15 protein-coding genes are annotated in these 18085 nt (G+C 74.3%); 13 read left to right on the top strand and 2 right to left on the bottom strand.

The window, feature by feature from the left end; translation table 11 throughout:
* A partial coding sequence (locus VGP36_03605; GenBank protein ID HEV7653809.1) for a pyridoxal-phosphate dependent enzyme occupies nucleotides 1–361 on the top strand: 361 nt, incomplete at its 5' end.
* A gap of 91 nt (nucleotides 362–452) precedes the next feature.
* On the top strand, nucleotides 453–1238 hold the full coding sequence (gene trpA, locus VGP36_03600; protein ID HEV7653808.1) for a tryptophan synthase subunit alpha: 786 nt from the start codon (nucleotides 453–455) through the stop codon (nucleotides 1236–1238).
* A gap of 121 nt (nucleotides 1239–1359) precedes the next feature.
* Here the strand turns inward: trpA and VGP36_03595 are convergent, their stop codons facing one another.
* The gene (locus tag VGP36_03595; protein HEV7653807.1) at nucleotides 1360–2334 is read right to left on the bottom strand and encodes a quinone oxidoreductase; all 975 of its coding nucleotides are present in this window, start codon (nucleotides 2332–2334) and stop codon (nucleotides 1360–1362) included.
* Complete coding sequence (locus VGP36_03590; GenBank protein HEV7653806.1) at nucleotides 2334–2789, bottom strand: NUDIX hydrolase; 456 nt, start codon at nucleotides 2787–2789, stop codon at nucleotides 2334–2336. Before VGP36_03590 ends, VGP36_03595 begins: the two co-directional genes overlap by 1 nt.
* Before the next feature lie 67 nt (nucleotides 2790–2856).
* On the opposite strand from VGP36_03590, the gene VGP36_03585 reads away from it, so the two are divergent.
* From VGP36_03585 to gltB, 11 genes are all read left to right on the top strand, one after another.
* Nucleotides 2857–3099 carry a hypothetical protein gene (locus VGP36_03585; protein HEV7653805.1) on the top strand — a complete coding sequence of 81 codons (243 nt, stop codon included), beginning with the start codon at nucleotides 2857–2859 and terminating at the stop codon, nucleotides 3097–3099.
* 52 nt (nucleotides 3100–3151) lie between these two features.
* Nucleotides 3152–4591, top strand: a complete 1440-nt coding sequence (gene lgt / locus VGP36_03580) for a prolipoprotein diacylglyceryl transferase (GenBank protein HEV7653804.1) — start codon at nucleotides 3152–3154, stop codon at nucleotides 4589–4591.
* A 257-nt stretch (nucleotides 4592–4848) separates the two neighbouring features.
* Nucleotides 4849–5352 carry a (2Fe-2S)-binding protein gene (locus tag VGP36_03575; GenBank protein ID HEV7653803.1) on the top strand — a complete coding sequence of 168 codons (504 nt, stop codon included), beginning with the start codon at nucleotides 4849–4851 and terminating at the stop codon, nucleotides 5350–5352.
* Entirely contained in the window at nucleotides 5349–7856 is a 2508-nt protein-coding gene (locus VGP36_03570; GenBank protein ID HEV7653802.1) for a xanthine dehydrogenase family protein molybdopterin-binding subunit, read from the top strand. The genes VGP36_03575 and VGP36_03570 overlap by 4 nt, the downstream gene beginning before the upstream one ends.
* On the top strand, nucleotides 7853–8713 hold the full coding sequence (locus VGP36_03565; GenBank protein HEV7653801.1) for a xanthine dehydrogenase family protein subunit M: 861 nt from the start codon (nucleotides 7853–7855) through the stop codon (nucleotides 8711–8713). The genes VGP36_03570 and VGP36_03565 overlap by 4 nt, the downstream gene beginning before the upstream one ends.
* A gap of 154 nt (nucleotides 8714–8867) precedes the next feature.
* Nucleotides 8868–9749 carry a MoxR family ATPase gene (locus VGP36_03560; protein ID HEV7653800.1) on the top strand — a complete coding sequence of 294 codons (882 nt, stop codon included), beginning with the start codon at nucleotides 8868–8870 and terminating at the stop codon, nucleotides 9747–9749.
* Nucleotides 9746–10882, top strand: coding sequence for a VWA domain-containing protein (locus tag VGP36_03555; GenBank protein ID HEV7653799.1), 1137 nt, complete (start codon nucleotides 9746–9748; stop codon nucleotides 10880–10882). The genes VGP36_03560 and VGP36_03555 overlap by 4 nt, the downstream gene beginning before the upstream one ends.
* A complete protein-coding gene (locus VGP36_03550; protein HEV7653798.1) occupies nucleotides 10875–11987 on the top strand; it encodes an XdhC/CoxI family protein in 1113 nt (370 codons plus the stop codon). Before VGP36_03555 ends, VGP36_03550 begins: the two co-directional genes overlap by 8 nt.
* Nucleotides 11984–12556: a nucleotidyltransferase family protein gene (locus tag VGP36_03545; GenBank protein HEV7653797.1), complete on the top strand. Its 573-nt coding sequence runs from the start codon at nucleotides 11984–11986 to the stop codon at nucleotides 12554–12556. Before VGP36_03550 ends, VGP36_03545 begins: the two co-directional genes overlap by 4 nt.
* Before the next feature lie 3 nt (nucleotides 12557–12559).
* Nucleotides 12560–13384: an SRPBCC family protein gene (locus VGP36_03540; GenBank protein HEV7653796.1), complete on the top strand. Its 825-nt coding sequence runs from the start codon at nucleotides 12560–12562 to the stop codon at nucleotides 13382–13384.
* A gap of 132 nt (nucleotides 13385–13516) precedes the next feature.
* Nucleotides 13517–18076: a glutamate synthase large subunit gene (gltB, locus tag VGP36_03535; protein HEV7653795.1), complete on the top strand. Its 4560-nt coding sequence runs from the start codon at nucleotides 13517–13519 to the stop codon at nucleotides 18074–18076.
* The last annotated feature ends 9 nt before the right edge of the window (nucleotides 18077–18085 follow it).

Genomic DNA, 18085 nt, shown 5'->3' with positions numbered 1-18085 from the left:
CCGGCCCGGGGTGCTGCACGGCATGCGCACCTACCTGCTGCAGGACCCGGACGGGCAGACGCTGCCGACCGCGTCGATCTCGGCCGGCCTGGACTACCCCGGGGTCGGGCCCGAGCACGCCTGGCTGTACGACTCGGGCCGGGCGACGTACCGGTCGGTGACCGACGAGCAGGCCATGGAGGCGCTGCGGCTGCTCGCCCACACCGAGGGCATCCTGTGCGCGATCGAGACGGCGCACGCGGTCCACGGCGCGGTCGAGCTGGCCCGGGAGCTGGGGCCGGAGAAGGTCGTGCTGGTCTGCCTGTCCGGGCGCGGGGACAAGGACATGGACACCGCCGGCCGCTGGTTCGGCCTGCTGTGAGCGAGCGCGAGGGCCCGCAGCGCGAGCGGAGAGCGACGAGGGCCGATCGCTTGGCGCTCGCGCCCGGCGATCGGCCGGAGGAGCGCGCGCTGTGAGGTTGTCGGAGACCTTCGCCGCGGCCAAGGCCGAGCACCGCGCCGCCCTGGTCGGCTACCTGCCGGCCGGCCTGACCCCGGACGCGACGCTCACCGCGATGGTGTCCGCCGGCGTCGACGTCTTCGAGCTGGGGCTGCCGTACTCGGACCCGGTCATCGACGGGCCGGTGATCCAGCGGGCGGTGGACAAGGCGCTGGCCGCCGGGACCACTCCGGCGCACGTGCTGCGCACGGTCGAGGCCGTCGCCGCCACCGGCATCCCGGTCCTGGTGATGACCTACTGGAACCCCGTCGAGCAGTACGGCGTGGACCGGTTCGCGGCCGACCTCGCCGCCGCCGGGGGAGCCGGGATGATCACCCCGGACCTGCCCCCGGAGGAGGCCGGCCCCTGGCTGGCCGCCGCCGACAAGCACGATCTCGCCCCGGTCTTCCTGGTCGCGCCGTCCTCGACGGACGCGCGGGTGGCCCGGATCTCGGCGCTGTGCCGCGGGTTCGTCTACGCGACCTCGGTGATGGGCGTGACCGGGGCCCGGGAGCAGACCTCCGCGGCCGCGCCCGGGCTGGTCGCCCGGGTCCGGGCCGTGTCGGAGCTGCCGGTCGGCGTCGGGCTGGGCGTGTCCAACGGCGACCAGGCCGCCGAGGTCGCCGGGTACGCCGACGGCGTCATCGTCGGGTCCGCGTTCGTCCGGGCCGTGCTCGACGCCGGGTCGGACGCGCAGGCGGCGCAGGCGGTGGCGACGCTCGCGGCCGAGCTCGCCGACGGCGTCCGCCGCCGCCGCTGAACCCACCGGACCGGCTGGATCCGCGACCCGCCGGACCGGCCGTCTCGCCGGCCCGCCGGACGGGCGACCGGGCCCGGGGTCTCGGCTGGTCCTGGGCGCAGATCGCGGCCGGGCTCTCTCGCTAGCCCGCGCAGTCGATGATCAGTTTGCCGGTGGTGCGGCGGCTCTCCAGGTCCGCGTGCGCCCGGCCGACCTCGTCCAGCGGGTAGCGCCCGCCGATCCGGACGGCCAGCTCCCCGGACGCGACTGCGTCGAACACCGCGGCCGACCGCGCCAGCAGCTCCTCCCGGCTGGCCATGTAGTGCGCCAGCGTGGGCCGGGTGAGGAACAGCGACCCCCCGGCCTGCAGCCGCCGCGGGTCCACCGGCGGCACCGGGCCGCTGGAGGCGCCGAAGAGGACCAGGTATCCGCGCGGGCGCAGGCTGGCCAGGCTGGCGTCGAACGTCGACGCGCCGACCCCGTCGTACACGGCCGCGACCCCGGCACCGCCGGTGAGCCGGGCGACCTCCTCGGCCACGTCGGCCTGGTCGTACCGGATCACCTCGGCCGCGCCGGCCTCCCGGGCCAGCTTGGCCTTCTCCTCGGTGGAGGTCGTCGCGAGCACGGTGCCGCCGCGCCGGACCGCGAACTGCGTGATGAGCGCGCCGGTGCCGCCGGCGCCCGCATGTACGAGGACCGTGTCCCCGGGCTGCACCGGATACGTGTCGGTGGTCAGGTAGTGCGCGGTCATGCCCTGCAGCAGCACCGCGGCGGCGACCTCGTCACTCACCCCGGCCGGAATCGGCACGGCCACGGCGGCGTCGACCAGGGCCCGTGTCGCGTACGCACCCGGGCGCATGGCCCAGGCGATCCGGTCCCCGGGCGACACCCCGGTCACGCCTTCGCCGACGGCGGCGACGGTGCCGGCGGCCTCGGTGCCGAGCTGCAGCGGCAGCTCGCCCGGATAGGCCCCGGTCCGGAAGTAGACGTCGACGAAGTTCACCCCGGCCGCGGCCACGTCGACCAGGAGCTGCCCCGGTCCGGGCGTGGGGTCGGGCAGCTCGGCGACCTCGATCGCCTCCGGACCGCCGTGCTCCCGGATCAGTGCTGCCCGCATCAGGCCGACTCCAGGTCCCGCGTCAGCCGGCGCACCGCACCGGACAGTTTGTTCGCGCTGTCCTGCAGCGCGGCGTGCGCGGTCGCGGTCACCGTGCCCGGCTCGCAGTCCGCGCCGTACCAGCCCAGGTGGTCGATCCGGCCGCGGCCGTTGAGCACCGGCTCGCCGGTGACCAGCTCGCAGCGGAACGCGTAGGTCAGGAGGTCGGGCAGGTCCTCCTCGTCGCCGGGGAGGTGCCCGCAGAGGTGGTAGAGCCCGAGCAGGTCGACGACCTCGGCCTCGATGCCGGTCTCCCGCCGCAGTTCGCGCAGCGCCGCGTCCGCGGGCAGGTCCGACGGGCCGATGTGGCCGCCCGGCAGACCCCAGCGGTGCTGCGCACTGGCCCTCCGGACCAGGAGCACCCGACCCTCACCGTCGCACAGAACCGCCGCGGCGGCCCGAGTCACGTCGCCCATGTGTCGAACCTTAGTCGCGGTCAGCCGCCTGTGACACGGTGCCCGCGGTGATCTTCCGGCGGCGTCCGTGGGCGCTGGCACTGCTGCTCGTCCGGCTGGTGCCGAGCGGCTGCGGCGCCCGGGTGACGGCGGCCGGCGGCGGCGGACCGGCGCTCCGGGGGCCGGCGGCCGCACCTGGACCGGCAGCGCGCCGGCCGGGTCCGCGGGGACCTGGGTCGAGCTGACCGCGACCGGTCCCGCCGGGTTGCTCGCGCTGCCCGCGCCGCCGAGCCCGGACGACTGGACCAGCACCGACGGCGGCCGGCACTGACCCGTGCGGGTGGGCTGAACCGGGCGTATACCCGTCGCCCTAGACTCGGCGGGTGATTCTTGCGTCGTTCCCGAGTCCCAGCCGCAGCGTCTGGGACCTCGGACCGATCCCGATCCGGGCGTACGCGCTGTGCATCATCGTCGGCATCATCGCCGCCATCTGGATCGGGGAGCGACGCTGGGTCGCCCGCGGCGGGAAGAACGGCACCGTCTCCGACATCGCCGTCTGGGCCGTCATCTTCGGTCTCGTCGGCGGCCGGCTCTACCACGTCATCACCGACAACGAGCTCTACTTCCGGGCCGGCCGGGACCCCTGGCGGGCGTTCTACGTCTGGGAGGGCGGGCTCGGCATCTGGGGCGCGATCGCCCTGGGCGGGGTCGGCGCCTGGATCGGCTGCCGCCGGCGCGGGATCAAGCTGCCGCCGTTCGCGGACGCGGTCGTGCCCGGCGTCGCGGTGGCGCAGGCGCTCGGGCGCTGGGGCAACTACTTCAACCAGGAGTTGTTCGGGCGGCCGACGTCGCTGCCGTGGGCGGTCCAGATCGATCCCGACCGGCCGAGCACGGTGCCGGGCGTCACGACGTACCAGCCGACGTTCCTCTACGAGTCGATCTGGGACCTGGCGCTCGCGGGCGTGCTGATCTGGGCCGACCGCCGGTTCCGGATGGGCCGCGGCCGCGTCCTCGCCCTGTACGTGATGGGCTACACGGCGGGCCGGGTCTGGATCGAGATGCTCCGGATCGACACGGCCAACCACATCCTCGGGCTCCGGCTGAACGTCTGGACCAGCATCCTGGTCTTCATCGGCGGGCTCATCTACTTCCTGCTGCACCCGGGGCCGCGCGAGACCGTGGTCGAGCCGGGCATGGTGCCGGTCGGCTCCGACGGCGAGCCGATCGACGACGATTCCGCAGCCGCGGAGTCCGCCACGGTCGCCACCTCCGCGGCCGGGGACGCCGGTACGACGAGATCCAGGCCCGCGACCGATGCCAGGTCCACCACCCCGACGGACTCCGCCGCCGCTGACCCCACCGCCGGCGACGCCGAGGCCGAGGACGACGACGCGCCGGCCGGCGCTGTGGTCGCCGGGGACGACGACCCGGAGTCCGTCACGGACGACGAGGCCGACTCGGTCACCGACGACGGGCCGACGCCGGTCTCCGACGACGAGCCCGCGCCGGTCACCGCGACCGAGCCGAAGTCGGTCCCGGAAGACGAGCCGGTGCCGGTGAAGGACGCCGAGCCCGATGCCGAGCCGGCCGTGGCCGTGGCCGGGACGGGGCCGGCCGGGACGGGGCCGGTCGAGGCCGAGCCGGCTGGGACGGGGCCGGTCGAGGCGGAGCCGGTCGAGGCCGAGCCGGATGGGACGGAGCCGGTCGAGGCGGAGCCGGTCGAGGCCGAGACGGTGGCGAAGGGTGGGTCGGCGGACGGTGACGACGCGCCCGAGACGGCTGGGTCCGGTCGCGGCTGGCGCTCGCTGACCCGGCGCCGCTGACCCCCTCGCACCGGACGAACGAGCAGTTCCGCGGATACGGCGCCCGCGCGGGCGCCGTACCTCCGACGCGCGGTCCCAACCGCGCCTTACATTCGATTCTGCGGAGCTGAGACGGAGAAAGATCCGCACCTGCGGAGACCCGAGGCGCACCCCCGCCGTACGCGCGAGAGTGCTCTCCGTTCGGCCAGCTTTCGGCCGCCCCACCCCCGACCTAGGGTGATCGGCATTACCGGAGAAGGCGATGGGGGAGACAGCCCATGGCAAGGATTGAAGTCACCGTCGACGGCGTCCTGTACCGGGACGAGGTGGAGCCGAGGTTGCTGCTCGTGCACTACCTGCGCGACCGGCTGGGCAAGGTCGGCACCCCCATCGGGTGCGACACCTCGAACTGCGGGGCCTGCACCGTGGACGTCGACGGGCAGAGCATGAAGTCCTGCTCGGTGCTGGCCGTGCAGGCCGACGGCACCACGATCACCACGATCGAAGGCCTGTCGCCGCCGGGCGAGCTGCACCCCGTGCAGCAGGCCTTCCACGACAACCACGCGTTGCAGTGCGGCTTCTGCACGCCGGGGATGATCATGGCCTCGGTCGACCTGCTGAAGGAGAACCCGCACCCGAGCGACGACGAGATCCGGCACGGCCTGGAGGGCAACCTCTGCCGCTGCACCGGCTACCAGAACATCGTCCGGGCGGTCCGCCAGGCCGCGGAGAAGTCGGCCGAGCCGGCCGCGGCGGAGCAGCCCGCGGAGGTGACCGCATGACCGAGCAGATCGACGCCGGCATGATCGCCGAGCAGATCGAGGAGCACCCGGAGGCGCTGGACGCCCCGGACGCGACCCGGCACATCGGCAAGCCGCTGAAGCGCAAGGAGGACCGCCGGCTCATCACCGGCCGGACCCGTTGGACCGACAACATCCAGCTGCCGGGCCTGCTGCACCTGGCGATCGTGCGCAGCCCGATGGCGCACGCGCGGATCACCCGCATCGACGTGAGCCCGGCGCTGGAGCGTCCCGGCGTGATCGCCGCGTTCAGCGCGGCCGACCTCGGCGACGCGCTCGGCGTGCTGCCCTGCGCCTGGCCGGTGACGCCGGACATGGTCCACCCCGACCACCACCCGCTGGCCACCGACGAGGTCCGGCACGTGGGCGAGGCCGTCGCGGTCATCGTCGCCCGCGACCGGTACGCGGCCGCCGACGCGATCGAGGCCGTCGAGGTCGACTACGAGCCGCTGCCCGCGGTCACCGACATGACCGAGGCGCTGAAGGACGAGGTGCTGGTCCACTCGGACAAGGGCACCAACAAGTGTTTCCTCTGGCCGTTCGACTCCGGCGACTACGACGCCGCACGGGCCCGGGCCGAGGCCGAGGGTGGCATCGTCGTCAAGCGCCGCTACATCCAGCAGCGGCTGATCCCGGCCGCGATGGAGCCGCGCGCGGTCGTGGTCGAGCCGCTGACCGAGGGCGACGAGTACACGGTCTACTCGGCCACCCAGATCCCGCACATCCTGCGGCTGATGCTGGCGCTGACCTGCAACATCCCCGAGCAGCAGCTGCGCGTGGTGGCCCCGGACGTCGGCGGCGGCTTCGGCTCCAAGCTCAACGTGTACGCGGAAGAGGTCATCGCGCTGGTCGTCGCCCGCAAGCTGGGCCGCCCGGTGAAGTGGACCGAGTCGCGCAGCGAGGGCTTCCAGGCCACGATCCACGGCCGGGACCAGATCCAGGACATCGAGATCGCGGCCACGAAGGACGGCAAGATCCTCGGCCTGTCCGTCGACCTCAAGGCCGACATGGGTGCGTACCTGCAGCTGGTCACGCCGGGCGTGCCGGTGCTGGGCGCGTTCATGTACAACTCGATCTACAAGATGGACGCGCTGAAGTTCCGCTGCACGGGCGTGTTCACGACCAAGACGCCGACGGACGCCTACCGCGGCGCCGGCCGTCCCGAGGCGACGTACGCGATCGAGCGGATCATGACCGAGCTCGCGAACGAGCTCGACATCGAGCCGATGGAGCTGCGCCGGCGGAACTGGATCAAGCACGAGGAGTTCCCGTACACGACGATCGCGGGCCTCACCTACGACAGCGGCAACTACGAGGCCGCGACGGCCAGGGCGATGGAGCTGTTCGGGTACGACGAGCTGCGCCGTGAGCAGCAGGAGCGCCGCGACCGCAACGACCCGATCCAGCTGGGCATCGGCATCTCGACGTTCACCGAGATGTGCGGGCTGGCCCCGTCCCGGGTGCTCGGCTCGCTGTCCTACGGCGCCGGCGGCTGGGAGGCGGCGTCCATCCGGGTGCTGCCGACCGGCAAGGTCGAGGTCGTCACCGGCACCACGCCGCACGGCCAGGGCCACGTGACGAGCTGGAGCCAGATCGCCGGCGACGCGCTCGGCGTGCCGTTCGAGGACGTCAGCGTGATCTACGGCGACACCCGGTCCTCGCCCCAGGGCATGGACACGTACGGGTCGCGCTCGCTGGTCGTCGGTGGCGTCGCGGTGCACCTGGCCGCGCAGAAGGTGGTCGAGAAGGCCCGCCGGGTCGCCGCCCACCTGCTGGAGGCGGCCGAGGGCGACGTCGAGTTCAGCGGCGGCACGTTCTCGGTGAAGGGCTCGCCGGACGCGAAGACCACGATCCAGGACGTCGCGCTGGCCACGTTCGCGGCGCACAACCTGCCCGAGGGCATGGAGCCGACGATCAACGCGGAGGCCGTGCTCGACCCGGAGAACTTCTCCTACCCGCACGGCACCCACCTCTGCGCGATGGAGGTGGACACCGAGACCGGCAAGCCGACCATCCGCAAGTACGTCGCGGTGGACGACATCGGCAAGGTCATCAACCCGCTGATCGTCGAGGGCCAGGTGCACGGCGGCCTGGCCCAGGGCATCGCCCAGGCCCTGTACGAGGAGGCCGTCTACGACACCGACGGCAACCTCACCACCGGCACGATGGTCGACTACCTGGTCCCGGCCGCGCCGGACCTGCCCGACTTCATCACCGACCGGACCGAGACCCCGGCGACGTCCAACCCGCTCGGGGTCAAGGGCGTCGGCGAGGCCGGCACGATCGCCTCGACCCCGGCCGTCGTGGCCGCGGTCGTGGACGCGGTCCGGCACCTCGGCGTGACCGATCTCCGGATGCCCTGCACGCCGGAACGGGTCTGGCGGGCGATCAACGAACACGGGTCCGACGGCGGCGACCGGGCCGCCGAGGGCACCGTCGCCTACGGCGGCTCCCAGACCGCGACGACGGCCGGAGGTGCCGAGTGATCCCCCCGGAGTTCGACTACCTGCGGCCGCACTCGGTCGACGAGGCGGTCACGGAGCTCGGCCGGGCCGGCGACGACGCCAAGGTGCTGGCCGGCGGGCAGAGCCTGCTGCCGTTGCTGCGGCTGCGGCTGGCGTACCCGAGCACGCTGATCGACCTCGGCGGTCTCGGCGAGCTGCGGGGCGTCCGGCGGGACGGCGACGAGCTGGTGATCGGCTCGATGACGACCCACTACGACGTGCTGCACGACCCGCTGATCGCCGAGCACTGCCCGCTGCTGGCCCAGGCGACCGGCACGGTCGCCGACCCGGCGGTGCGGCACCGGGGCACCTTCGGCGGCGCGCTCTCGCACGCGGACCCGGCCGGCGACCTGCCGGCGGTGGCGCTGGCGCTGGACGCGGCGTTCGTCATCGAGGGACCGGACGGCCGCCGTACGGTCCCGGCCGGCCAGTTCTTCTCCGACTACCTGGAGACCGCGGTCCGGCCGGGGGAGATCCTGGTCGAGGTCCGGGTGCCGGTGCTCGGTGCCGGCTGGTCCAGCGCGTACGAGAAGTTCAACCGGGTCGCGCAGGCCTGGGCGATCGTCGGGGTGGCCGCGCTGGTCCGGACCGAGGGCGACACGATCGCCGAGGCCCGGGTCGGCCTGACCAACATGGGCACGACCCCGATACGGGCGAGCGCGACGGAGCAGCTGCTGGCCGGCACGTCGGCCCGCAACGGTGGCATCGCCCGGGCCGCGGAGGCGGCCGCGGAGGGCACCGAGCCGGCCGCGGACCTCTCGGCCCAGCCCGACTACCGGCAGCACCTGGCCCGGGTGCTGACCAGGCGGGCGGTGCAGAAGGCGGTCGCCGCGACCTGATCCCTCCCGGACTCACACCCGTGGCCGCCTCGATGCCGAGGCGGCCACGGGCGCACTATGGACAGGGATCAACGAGCCGGCTGACCGGCGGGACGACCAGGAAACCTGGGGTACGGGAGGGCGATTGGACGCGCGGGGTCTGCTGCCGGACGGGGTGAGCACCCCGGCGGAGCTGGTCGACCGGCTGGCCGAGGTCGGCTACCTGGCCGACGAGGGTCTGGCCACCGCCGCGTACCTGGGCCTGCGGCTGCACCGGCCGCTGTTCTGCGAGGGCGAGGCCGGCGTCGGCAAGACCGAGCTGGCCAAGGCGCTGGCCGCGGTGCTGGACGCGCCGCTGATCCGGCTGCAGTGCTACGAGGGCATCGAGGCGTCGCAGGCCCTCTACGACTGGGACTTCCCGCGCCAGCTGCTGCACCTGCGGACGGCCGAGGCGGCCGGGGTGGCCGACCCGGCGACGCTGGAGGCCGAGCTCTACTCGCGCCGGTTCCTGATCTCCCGGCCGCTGCTGGCGGCGCTGGAGACGACGCCGTCGGTGCTGCTGATCGACGAGGTCGACCGGGCCGACGACGAGTTCGAGGCGTTCCTGCTGGAGGTGCTCTCGGACTTCGCGGTGACCGTGCCGGAGCTGGGCACGATCCGGGCCGAGGTCCCGCCGGTGGTCGTGCTGACCTCCAACCGGACCCGGGACGTGCACGACGCGCTGAAGCGCCGCTGCTACTACCACTGGCTGGAGCACCCCGAGTTCGACCGCGAGGTCGCGATCGTCCGGCTGCGGGTGCCGGAGGCCAGCCTCCGGCTCTGCGAGGAGGTCACCGCGGGTGCGCACGCGCTGCGCAACGCCGACCTGCTCAAGCCGCCGGGCATCGCCGAGACCGTGGACTGGGCCCAGGCGCTGGCCGCGCTCGGCGCGCACGGGCTGGACCCGGCACTGGCCGCGGCCACCCTCGGCGCGGTCGTGAAGTACCGCGAGGACGTGGACCGGGTCCGCTCGCTGGACATCGGGGCGCTCGTGGCCCGGGCGGTGTCCGGGGTATGACCGCGCTCGACGACCCGGTGCGGGTGTTCGTCGGGCTCGGACGCGCGCTCGACTCGGCCGGGGTGCCGGCCGGGCCGGACCGGGTGGCCGAGGCGGTCCGGGCCGCGGTCGCGCTGGACCCGACCCGCCGCGCCGACCTCTACTGGGCCGGCCGGGTCACCTTCTGCGCCAACCCCGGCGACCTGCGCAAGTACGACGCGATCTTCGACGCGCTGGTCACCGGCGACCTGCCGCGACTGCAGCCGCGGACCCAACACCTGGTCCGGGCGGTGCCGATCACGCTGGCCGTCCCGGACCCGGACGGGGTCGAGGACGAGCTGGACGGGACCGAGGACAGCGTCCTGCAGGCCGCCGCGAGCCGGGTGGAGACCCTGCGGCACAAGGACGTCACCACGCTCGGGGCGGCCGAGCGGGCCCTGCTGGACCGGGCGCTGGCGGCGCTCTCGCTGCCGGGGGAGTCCCGCCCGTCCCGGCGCCGCCGGCCCTCGCCGCACCCGGGCGCGGTCGACCCCGGCCGTACGGTCCGGGCGTTGCTGCGGTCCGGGGGCGAGCCGGTCCGGCCGCGCTGGAGGCGCCGCTCGGTGCGGCCCCGGCCGGTGGTGCTGCTGGTCGACGTGAGCGGGTCCATGAGCGGGTACGCCGACGTGCTGCTGCGGTTCGCGCACGCGGCCACCCGCCGCCGCGGCGCCCGGACCGAGGTCTTCACCCTCGGCACCCGGCTGACCCGGGTGACCCGGGAGATGGCGACCCCGGACCCGGACCGGGCGATGGCGGCGGTCGCGGCCGCGGTCCCGGACTGGTCCGGCGGCACCCGGCTCGGCGTGCTGCTGCGGGAGTTCCTGGACCGCTGGGGCCAGCGCGGCGCGGCCCGCGGCGCGGTCGTGGTGATCCTGTCCGACGGCTGGGAACGGGACGACCCGGCGCTGCTCGGGGCACAAATGCGGCGGCTGTCGTTGTTGGCCCGGAGGGTGGTGTGGTGCAACCCGCGCAAGGCCCGGCCGGGGTTCGCCCCGCTGGCCGCCGGGCTCGCCGCCGCGCTGCCCCACGTGGACGACTTCGTGGCCGGCCACAGCCTGGAAGCGTTGGAGCAGCTGGCCATGATCGTGGCCGGAAAGAAGGTCGGCGGTGCGTGACGTCCTCGGCTCGTTGAGGTCCTGGTACGACTCCGGGCAGCCGTTCGCGCTGGCGACCGTGGTCGGCACCTCGAAGAGCGCACCCCGGGCGCCGGGCGCGGCGATGGCGGTCGAGCCCGGCGGCGAGGTCGCCGGCAGCGTCTCCGGCGGCTGCGTCGAGGGCGCCGTGTACGAGCTGGCCCAGGACGTCCTCGGCGGCGAGCCGCCGGTCCTGCAGCAGTACGGCTACTCCGACTCGGACGCGTTCGCGGTCGGGCTGACCTGCGGCGGGTCGGTGTCGGTGTTCGTACAGGCGGTCTCGGCCACGGACAACCCGCAGGTCGGCGAGGTGCTCACCTCGATCGAGTCCGACCAGCCGGTCGCGCTGGCGACGGTCATCTCCGGGCTCGGTGAGGTCGGCGCCCGGATGGCGGTGTGGCCGGACCGGGTCAGCGGCACCCTCGGCGTCGAGGGCCTGGACGCGGCCGTGACCGACGACGCCCGCGGGATGCTGGCCCAGGGCGCGACCGGGCAGCGGCACTACGGGTCCGACGGCGAGCGCCGGATGGACGACGTGACGGTGTTCGTCGAGGCGTACGCGCCGCCGCCGCGGATGCTGGTCTTCGGCGCGATCGACTTCGCCGCCGCGGTCGCCCGGATCGGCTCGTTCCTCGGCTACCGGGTGACCGTCTGCGACGCCCGCGCGGTGTTCGCGACCGCGCGCCGGTTCCCGGACGCCGACGAGGTCGTCGTCGAGTGGCCGCACCGCTACCTGGCCCGGCAGCACGTCGACGAGCGCACGGTGATCTGCGTGCTGACCCACGACCCGAAGTTCGACGTACCGCTGCTGGAGGTCGCACTGCGCACCCCGGCCTGGTACGTCGGGGCGATGGGCTCCCGGCGCACCCACGAGGACCGGATCGAGCGGCTGCGCGAGGTCGGGCTGACCGAGGGCGAGCTGGCCCGGCTGCGCTCGCCGATCGGGCTGGACCTCGGCGCCCGTACCCCGGAGGAGACCGCGGTCGCGGTCGCAGCCGAGATCGTGGCCGGCCGCTGGGGCGGGTCCGGGGTGCCGCTGGGCGAGACCGAGGGCGCCATCCACCGCTCGGTGGTGCGGTCGGCGTGATCGCGGGGCTGGTGCTCGCGGCCGGGGGCGGCAGCCGCTACGGCTCGCCCAAGGCGCTGGTCCGGCTGCACGGCCGGCTGCTGGTCGAGCGCGCGGTCGAGCTGCTGGCCGCCGGCGGCTGCGACCCGGTGACCGTGGTGCTCGGCGCGGCCGCCGACGAGGTCCGCGCGGCGGTGTCGCTGCCCGCGGTGGTGGTCAACCCGGACTGGCGGACGGGGATGGGCTCGTCGCTGCGGGCCGGGCTGGCCGCGCTGCCGGCCGGGGCCGAGGCGGTCGTGGTCACGCTGGTCGACACGCCCGGGCTGGGGCCGGAGTCCGTCCGGCGGCTGATCGCGGCCGGCGGCGCTGCCGCCCAGGCCACGTACGGGGGGCGGCGCGGACACCCGGTGCTGCTCGGTCGTACGGTTCTGGGTGAGGTCGCGGCCGCGGCGACCGGCGACCGGGGCGCCGGACCGTGGTTGGCGGCGAACCTCGACCGGGTACGGCTGGTTCCGTGTGACGGGACCGGCGACCCGCATGATGTGGATGTCCCGGATGATCTCGCCGCGCTGGCGGCGGGGGAGGAGTGAGCGATGCGGCTCGACCACGAGTTCTCGGTGCCGGTGCCGGCCGCCCAGGCCTGGCCCGTCCTGCTGGACATCGACCGGATCGCGCCGTGCATGCCCGGCGCCACGATCACCAAGGTCGACGGGGACGACTTCGAGGGCACGGTCAAGGTCAAGGTCGGCCCCATCACGGTCACCTACGGCGGGACCGCGAGCTTCGTGGAGAAGGACGAGACGCAGCGGATCGCGGTGCTCGAGGCCCGCGGCAAGGAGACCCGCGGCAGCGGCACGGCGACCGCGCGGGTGACCGCCCAGCTCTTCGACGAGGGTGCGACCTCCCGGGTCGCGGTGACCACCGACCTGTCGATCACCGGCAAGCCGGCCCAGTTCGGCCGCGGCGTGATGAACGACGTGGGCAACAAGCTGCTCGGCCGGTTCGCCGACTGCCTGGCCGGCGAGCTCGGCAACAGCCAGGCGCTGGCCACCCCGGCCGCGGCCCCCGCGGGCGCCGAGCCGGCCTCGGCCGAGTCGGGCGTGTCGGCCGAGAGCCAGAACGGCAGCGGCCCGGCCGGCGCCGAGGTCGCCGCCGAGGCCGCCGCGACGACCGCGGCCGCCGGCAGCGCCGCCCCGGCCGCCGAGCCCCTCGCCGCCCCGGCCGCCGCCCCCACCCCGGCCGCCGCCCCCACCCCGGCCGTGACCAGCGCGCCGCGCCCGGCCCCGCGGGCCGAGGCCGAGCCGATCGACCTGTTCGAGGCGGCCGGCGGCGCCGTGGCCAAGCGCGCCATCCCGGCCGCCGCCGCGGCCGCCGTGCTGGTGCTGCTGTTCGTGGTGCTCCGCCGGCGCCGCGGGTGAGGCCCTCGTCACACACGTAACGCCGTTGTCATCCCCGGGGTCCCCGCCGCACCATCCCGGGTAGAATTGATCGAACGTGGGCCGACGCCGTCCCTGCCGAGCTTGTGTTGCAGATGACGGGAGCAGCCCGTGTTGCCCTTCTCCGCGTACCCGCCGTCGCAGGGCCTCTACGACCCGGAGTCGGAGCGGGACGCCTGTGGCCTGGCGATGGTGGCCGACCTCAAGGGCCGGCGGTCGCACACGATCCTCACCCACGCGCTGACCGCGCTGCACAACCTGCGGCACCGCGGCGCGGCCGGCGCCGAGCCGAGCTCCGGCGACGGGTCCGGTCTGCTCATCCAGGTCCCGGACGCGTTCCTGCGCGCCGTCGCCGGCGTCGAGCTGCCGCCGGCGGGGGAGTACGTCACCGGCATCGCGTTCCTGCCGGCCGCGGACGAGCCGGCCGCCCGGGCCGAGGAGATCACCGCGGAGCTGGCCGCACAGGAGCGGCTCACGCTGCTGGGCTGGCGGGACGTGCCGACCGAGCCGGGTGACCTCGGCCCGACCGCGCTGTCGGTGATGCCGCGCTTCCGGCAGGTCTTCCTGGCCGCCGACGGCCCGTCGGAGGGCGTGCTGGACCTGGAGCGGCGGGCGTTCTGCCTGCGCAAGCGGCTGGAGCGGCGGACCCGGGACGAGGACTGCGCGCTCTACCTGCCGTCGCTGTCGGCCCGGACGCTGGTCTACAAGGGCATGCTCACCACCGAGCAGCTGGCCACGTTCTTCCCGGACCTGCACGACGAGCGGCTGGTCACCGCGATGGCGCTGGTGCACAGCCGGTTCTCGACCAACACGTTCCCGTCCTGGCCGCTGGCGCACCCGTTCCGCTACATCGCGCACAACGGCGAGATCAACACGATCAAGGGCAACCGCAACTGGATGCGGGCCCGCGAGGCGCTGCTGGAGACCGAGGTCTTCGGTGCCGCCCGCGGGGCCGACGGGCAGCCCGGTCGCGGCGACGTGAGCCGGCTGCTGCCCATCATCACCGAGGGCGCCTCGGACTCCGCGTCCTTCGACGAGGTGCTGGAGCTGCTGCACCTGGCCGGGCGGACCCTGCCGCACGCGGTGCTGATGATGATCCCGGAGGCCTGGGAGAACAACACCGAGATGAACCCGGCCCGGCGCGCCTTCTACGAGTTCCACGCCAGCCTGATGGAGCCCTGGGACGGACCGGCCGGCGTCGCCTTCACCGACGGCACCCTGATCGGCGCGGTCCTGGACCGCAACGGCCTGCGCCCGGCGCGCTGGTGGCAGACCGCCGACGACCTGGTCGTGCTGGCCAGCGAGGCCGGCGTGCTGGAGATCGACCCGGCCCGGGTGGTGGAGAAGGGCCGGCTGAAGCCCGGCCGGATGTTCCTGGTCGACACCGAGGCCGGCCGGATCGTGCAGGACGACGAGATCAAGGACGAGCTGGCCGCCGCCGCGCCGTACGCGCAGTGGCTCTCCGACGGCATGGTCGCGCTGTCCGACCTGCCCGAGCAGGAGCGCCCGCACCCCGAGCACGAGGACACCCTGCGCCGCCAGCAGATCTTCGGCTACACCGAGGAGGAGCTGCGGATCCTGCTGGAGCCGATGGCGGCGACCGGGGCCGAGCCGACCGGCTCGATGGGGACGGACACCCCGGTCGCGGTGCTCTCGCAGCGGCCGCGGCTGCTCTTCGACTACTTCAGCCAGCTGTTCGCGCAGGTCACGAACCCGCCGCTGGACGCGATCCGGGAGGAGCTGGTGACCTCGCTGGCCTCCACGGTCGGCCCGGACGCCAACCTGCTGGCCGCGGTGCCGGAGGCGGCGAACAAGATCACGCTGCCGTTCCCGGTGCTGGACAACGACGAGGTCGCCCGGCTCGCCGCCGGTACCGATCGGCTGCCCGCCATCAAGGTCAGCGGCCTCTACGACGTGGACGGCGGCGGCGCGGCGCTGGAGGCGGCGATCACCCGGGTCCGCGACGAGGTGGTGGCCGCCATCGAGGGCGGCACCCGGATCGTGATCATCTCCGACCGCGGCAGCGACGCCACCCGGGCCCCGATCCCGTCCCTGCTGCTGACCTCGGCCGTGCACCACCACCTGGTCCGGAAGCGGCTGCGGACCAAGGTCGGCCTGGTCGTGGAGACCGGGGACTGCCGCGAGGTGCACCACGCCGCGCTGCTGATCGGGTACGGCGCCGGCGCGATCAACCCGTACCTGGGGATGGAGTCGGTGGAGGAGCTGGCCCGGCTCGGCCGGCTGCTGCCCCGGGTCTCCGACCCGGACCAGGCCGCCCGCAACCTGGTCACGGCGCTGGGCAAGGGCGTGCTCAAGGTGATGTCGAAGATGGGCATCTCCACCGTCGCCTCGTACACCGGGGCGCAGGTCTTCGAGGCGCTGGGCCTGTCCCAGGCGGTCGTCGACGACTACTTCACCGGCACCTCGTCCCGGCTCGGCGGGGTCGGGCTGGACGTGCTGGCCGACGAGGTCGCCGCCCGGCACCGGCTGGCCTACCCGAGCAACGCCACCGAGCGGGCGCACCGCGGCCTGGAGATCGGCGGCGAGTACCAGTGGCGGCGTGAGGGCGAGGTGCACCTGTTCAACCCGGAGACGGTGTTCCTGCTCCAGCACGCCACCCGCTCCCGCCGCTACGACGTCTTCCAGCGCTACACCGAGCAGGTCGACGAGCTGTCCCGGGAGGCGGCGACCCTGCGCGGGCTGTTCGACCTGCGTACGGGGGCCCGCCCGGCGATCCCGGTCGACGAGGTCGAGCCGGTCTCGGCGATCGTGCGGCGGTTCTCCACCGGCGCCATGTCGTACGGGTCGATCTCGATCGAGGCCCACGAGACGCTCGCGATCGCGATGAACACCCTCGGCGGCCGGTCCAACTCCGGCGAGGGCGGCGAGGACTCCGACCGGCTGCGGGACCCGCTGCGGCGCAGCGCGGTCAAGCAGGTCGCGAGCGGGCGGTTCGGCGTGACCAGCGAATACCTGGTCTCGGCCGACGACATCCAGATCAAGATGGCGCAGGGGGCCAAGCCGGGCGAGGGCGGCCAGCTGCCGGCCTCGAAGGTCTACCCCTGGATCGCCAAGACCCGGCACTCGACGCCGGGCGTCGGCCTGATCAGCCCGCCGCCGCACCACGACATCTACTCGATCGAGGACCTGGCCCAGCTGATCCACGACCTGAAGAACGCCAACTCCGACGCCCGGGTGCACGTCAAGCTGGTGGCCGAGGTCGGGGTGGGCACGGTCGCGGCCGGCGTGTCGAAGGCGCACGCGGACGTGGTGCTGATCTCCGGCCACGACGGCGGCACCGGCGCCGCGCCGCTCACCTCGCTCAAGCACGCGGGCATGCCCTGGGAGCTGGGGCTGGCCGAGACCCAGCAGACGCTGCTGCTCAACGGCCTGCGGGACCGGATCACCGTGCAGGTCGACGGGCAGATGAAGACCGGCCGGGACGTCGTCGTCGCGGCCCTGCTCGGCGCCGAGGAGTACGGCTTCGCCACCGCACCGCTGGTCGTCTCCGGCTGCGTGATGATGCGGGTCTGCCACCTCGACACCTGCCCGGTCGGCGTGGCCACCCAGAACCCGGAGCTGCGCCAGCGCTTCACCGGCAAGCCCGAGTTCGTGATCACCTTCTTCGAGTACGTCGCGGCGGAGGTCCGCGCGCTGCTGGCGCAGCTCGGCTTCCGGACCCTGGACGAGGCGATCGGGCACGCCGAGCTGCTGGACACCCGCAAGGCCGTCGACCACTGGAAGGCGGCCGGGCTGAACCTGGCCCCGTTGCTGGAGGTGCCGCAGCTGCCCGCGGGCGCGGCCCGGCGCCGGACCCGCGGCCAGGACCACGGGCTGGACCAGGCCCTGGACAACACGCTGATCCAGCTCTGCGAGGGCGCGCTCATGGACGCCTCGCCGGTCACGCTGGAGCTGCCGGTCCGCAACGTGAACCGGACCGTCGGTGCGATGCTCGGCTCCCTGGTCACCCGCCGGTACGGCGCGGCCGGGCTGCCGGACGACACGATCGACCTCACGTTCACCGGTTCGGCCGGTCAGTCCTTCGGCGCGTTCCTGCCGCCGGGGGTCACGCTGCGGCTGCTCGGCGACGCCAACGACCACGTCGGCAAGGGCCTGTCCGGCGGCCGGATCGTGGTCCGGCCCGACCCGGCGGCGCCGTTCGCGGCCGAGGAGAACGTCGTGGCCGGCAACGTGCTGGCGTACGGGGCGACCTCGGGCGAGCTCTACGTCCGCGGCACCGTGGGGGAACGGTTCTGCGTCCGCAACTCCGGCGCGACCGCGGTGGTCGAGGGCGTCGGCGACCACGCCTGCGAGTACATGACCGGGGGCCGGGTGGTCGTCCTGGGCGGGCACGGGCGGAACCTGGCCGCGGGCATGTCCGGCGGGCTGGCGTACGTGCTGGACATCGACCCGGGGCGGGTCAACCCGGCGATGGTCGACCTGGAGCCGGTCTCGGCCGAGGACGCCGACGACCTCTGCGGGATCGTCGCCGCGCACGGGTCGCTGACGGGGTCGCCGGTGGCGGCGGCGCTGCTGGCGGACTGGCCCGCGGCGGTGGCCCGGTTCACCGTGGTGGTGCCGCGCGACTTCAAGCGGGTCATGGAAGCGACCCGGCGGGCCGAGCAGGACGGCCGGCCGGTCGACGAGGCGATCATGGAGGCCGCCCGCGGGTAGGGTCGCGCG

The organism is Mycobacteriales bacterium, assembly GCA_035995165.1.
Classification (GTDB): Bacteria; Actinomycetota; Actinomycetes; order Mycobacteriales; family CADCTP01; genus CADCTP01.
Note: the sequence above shows the minus strand (reverse complement) of the source record. Positions and strands in the feature narration are given on the sequence as shown.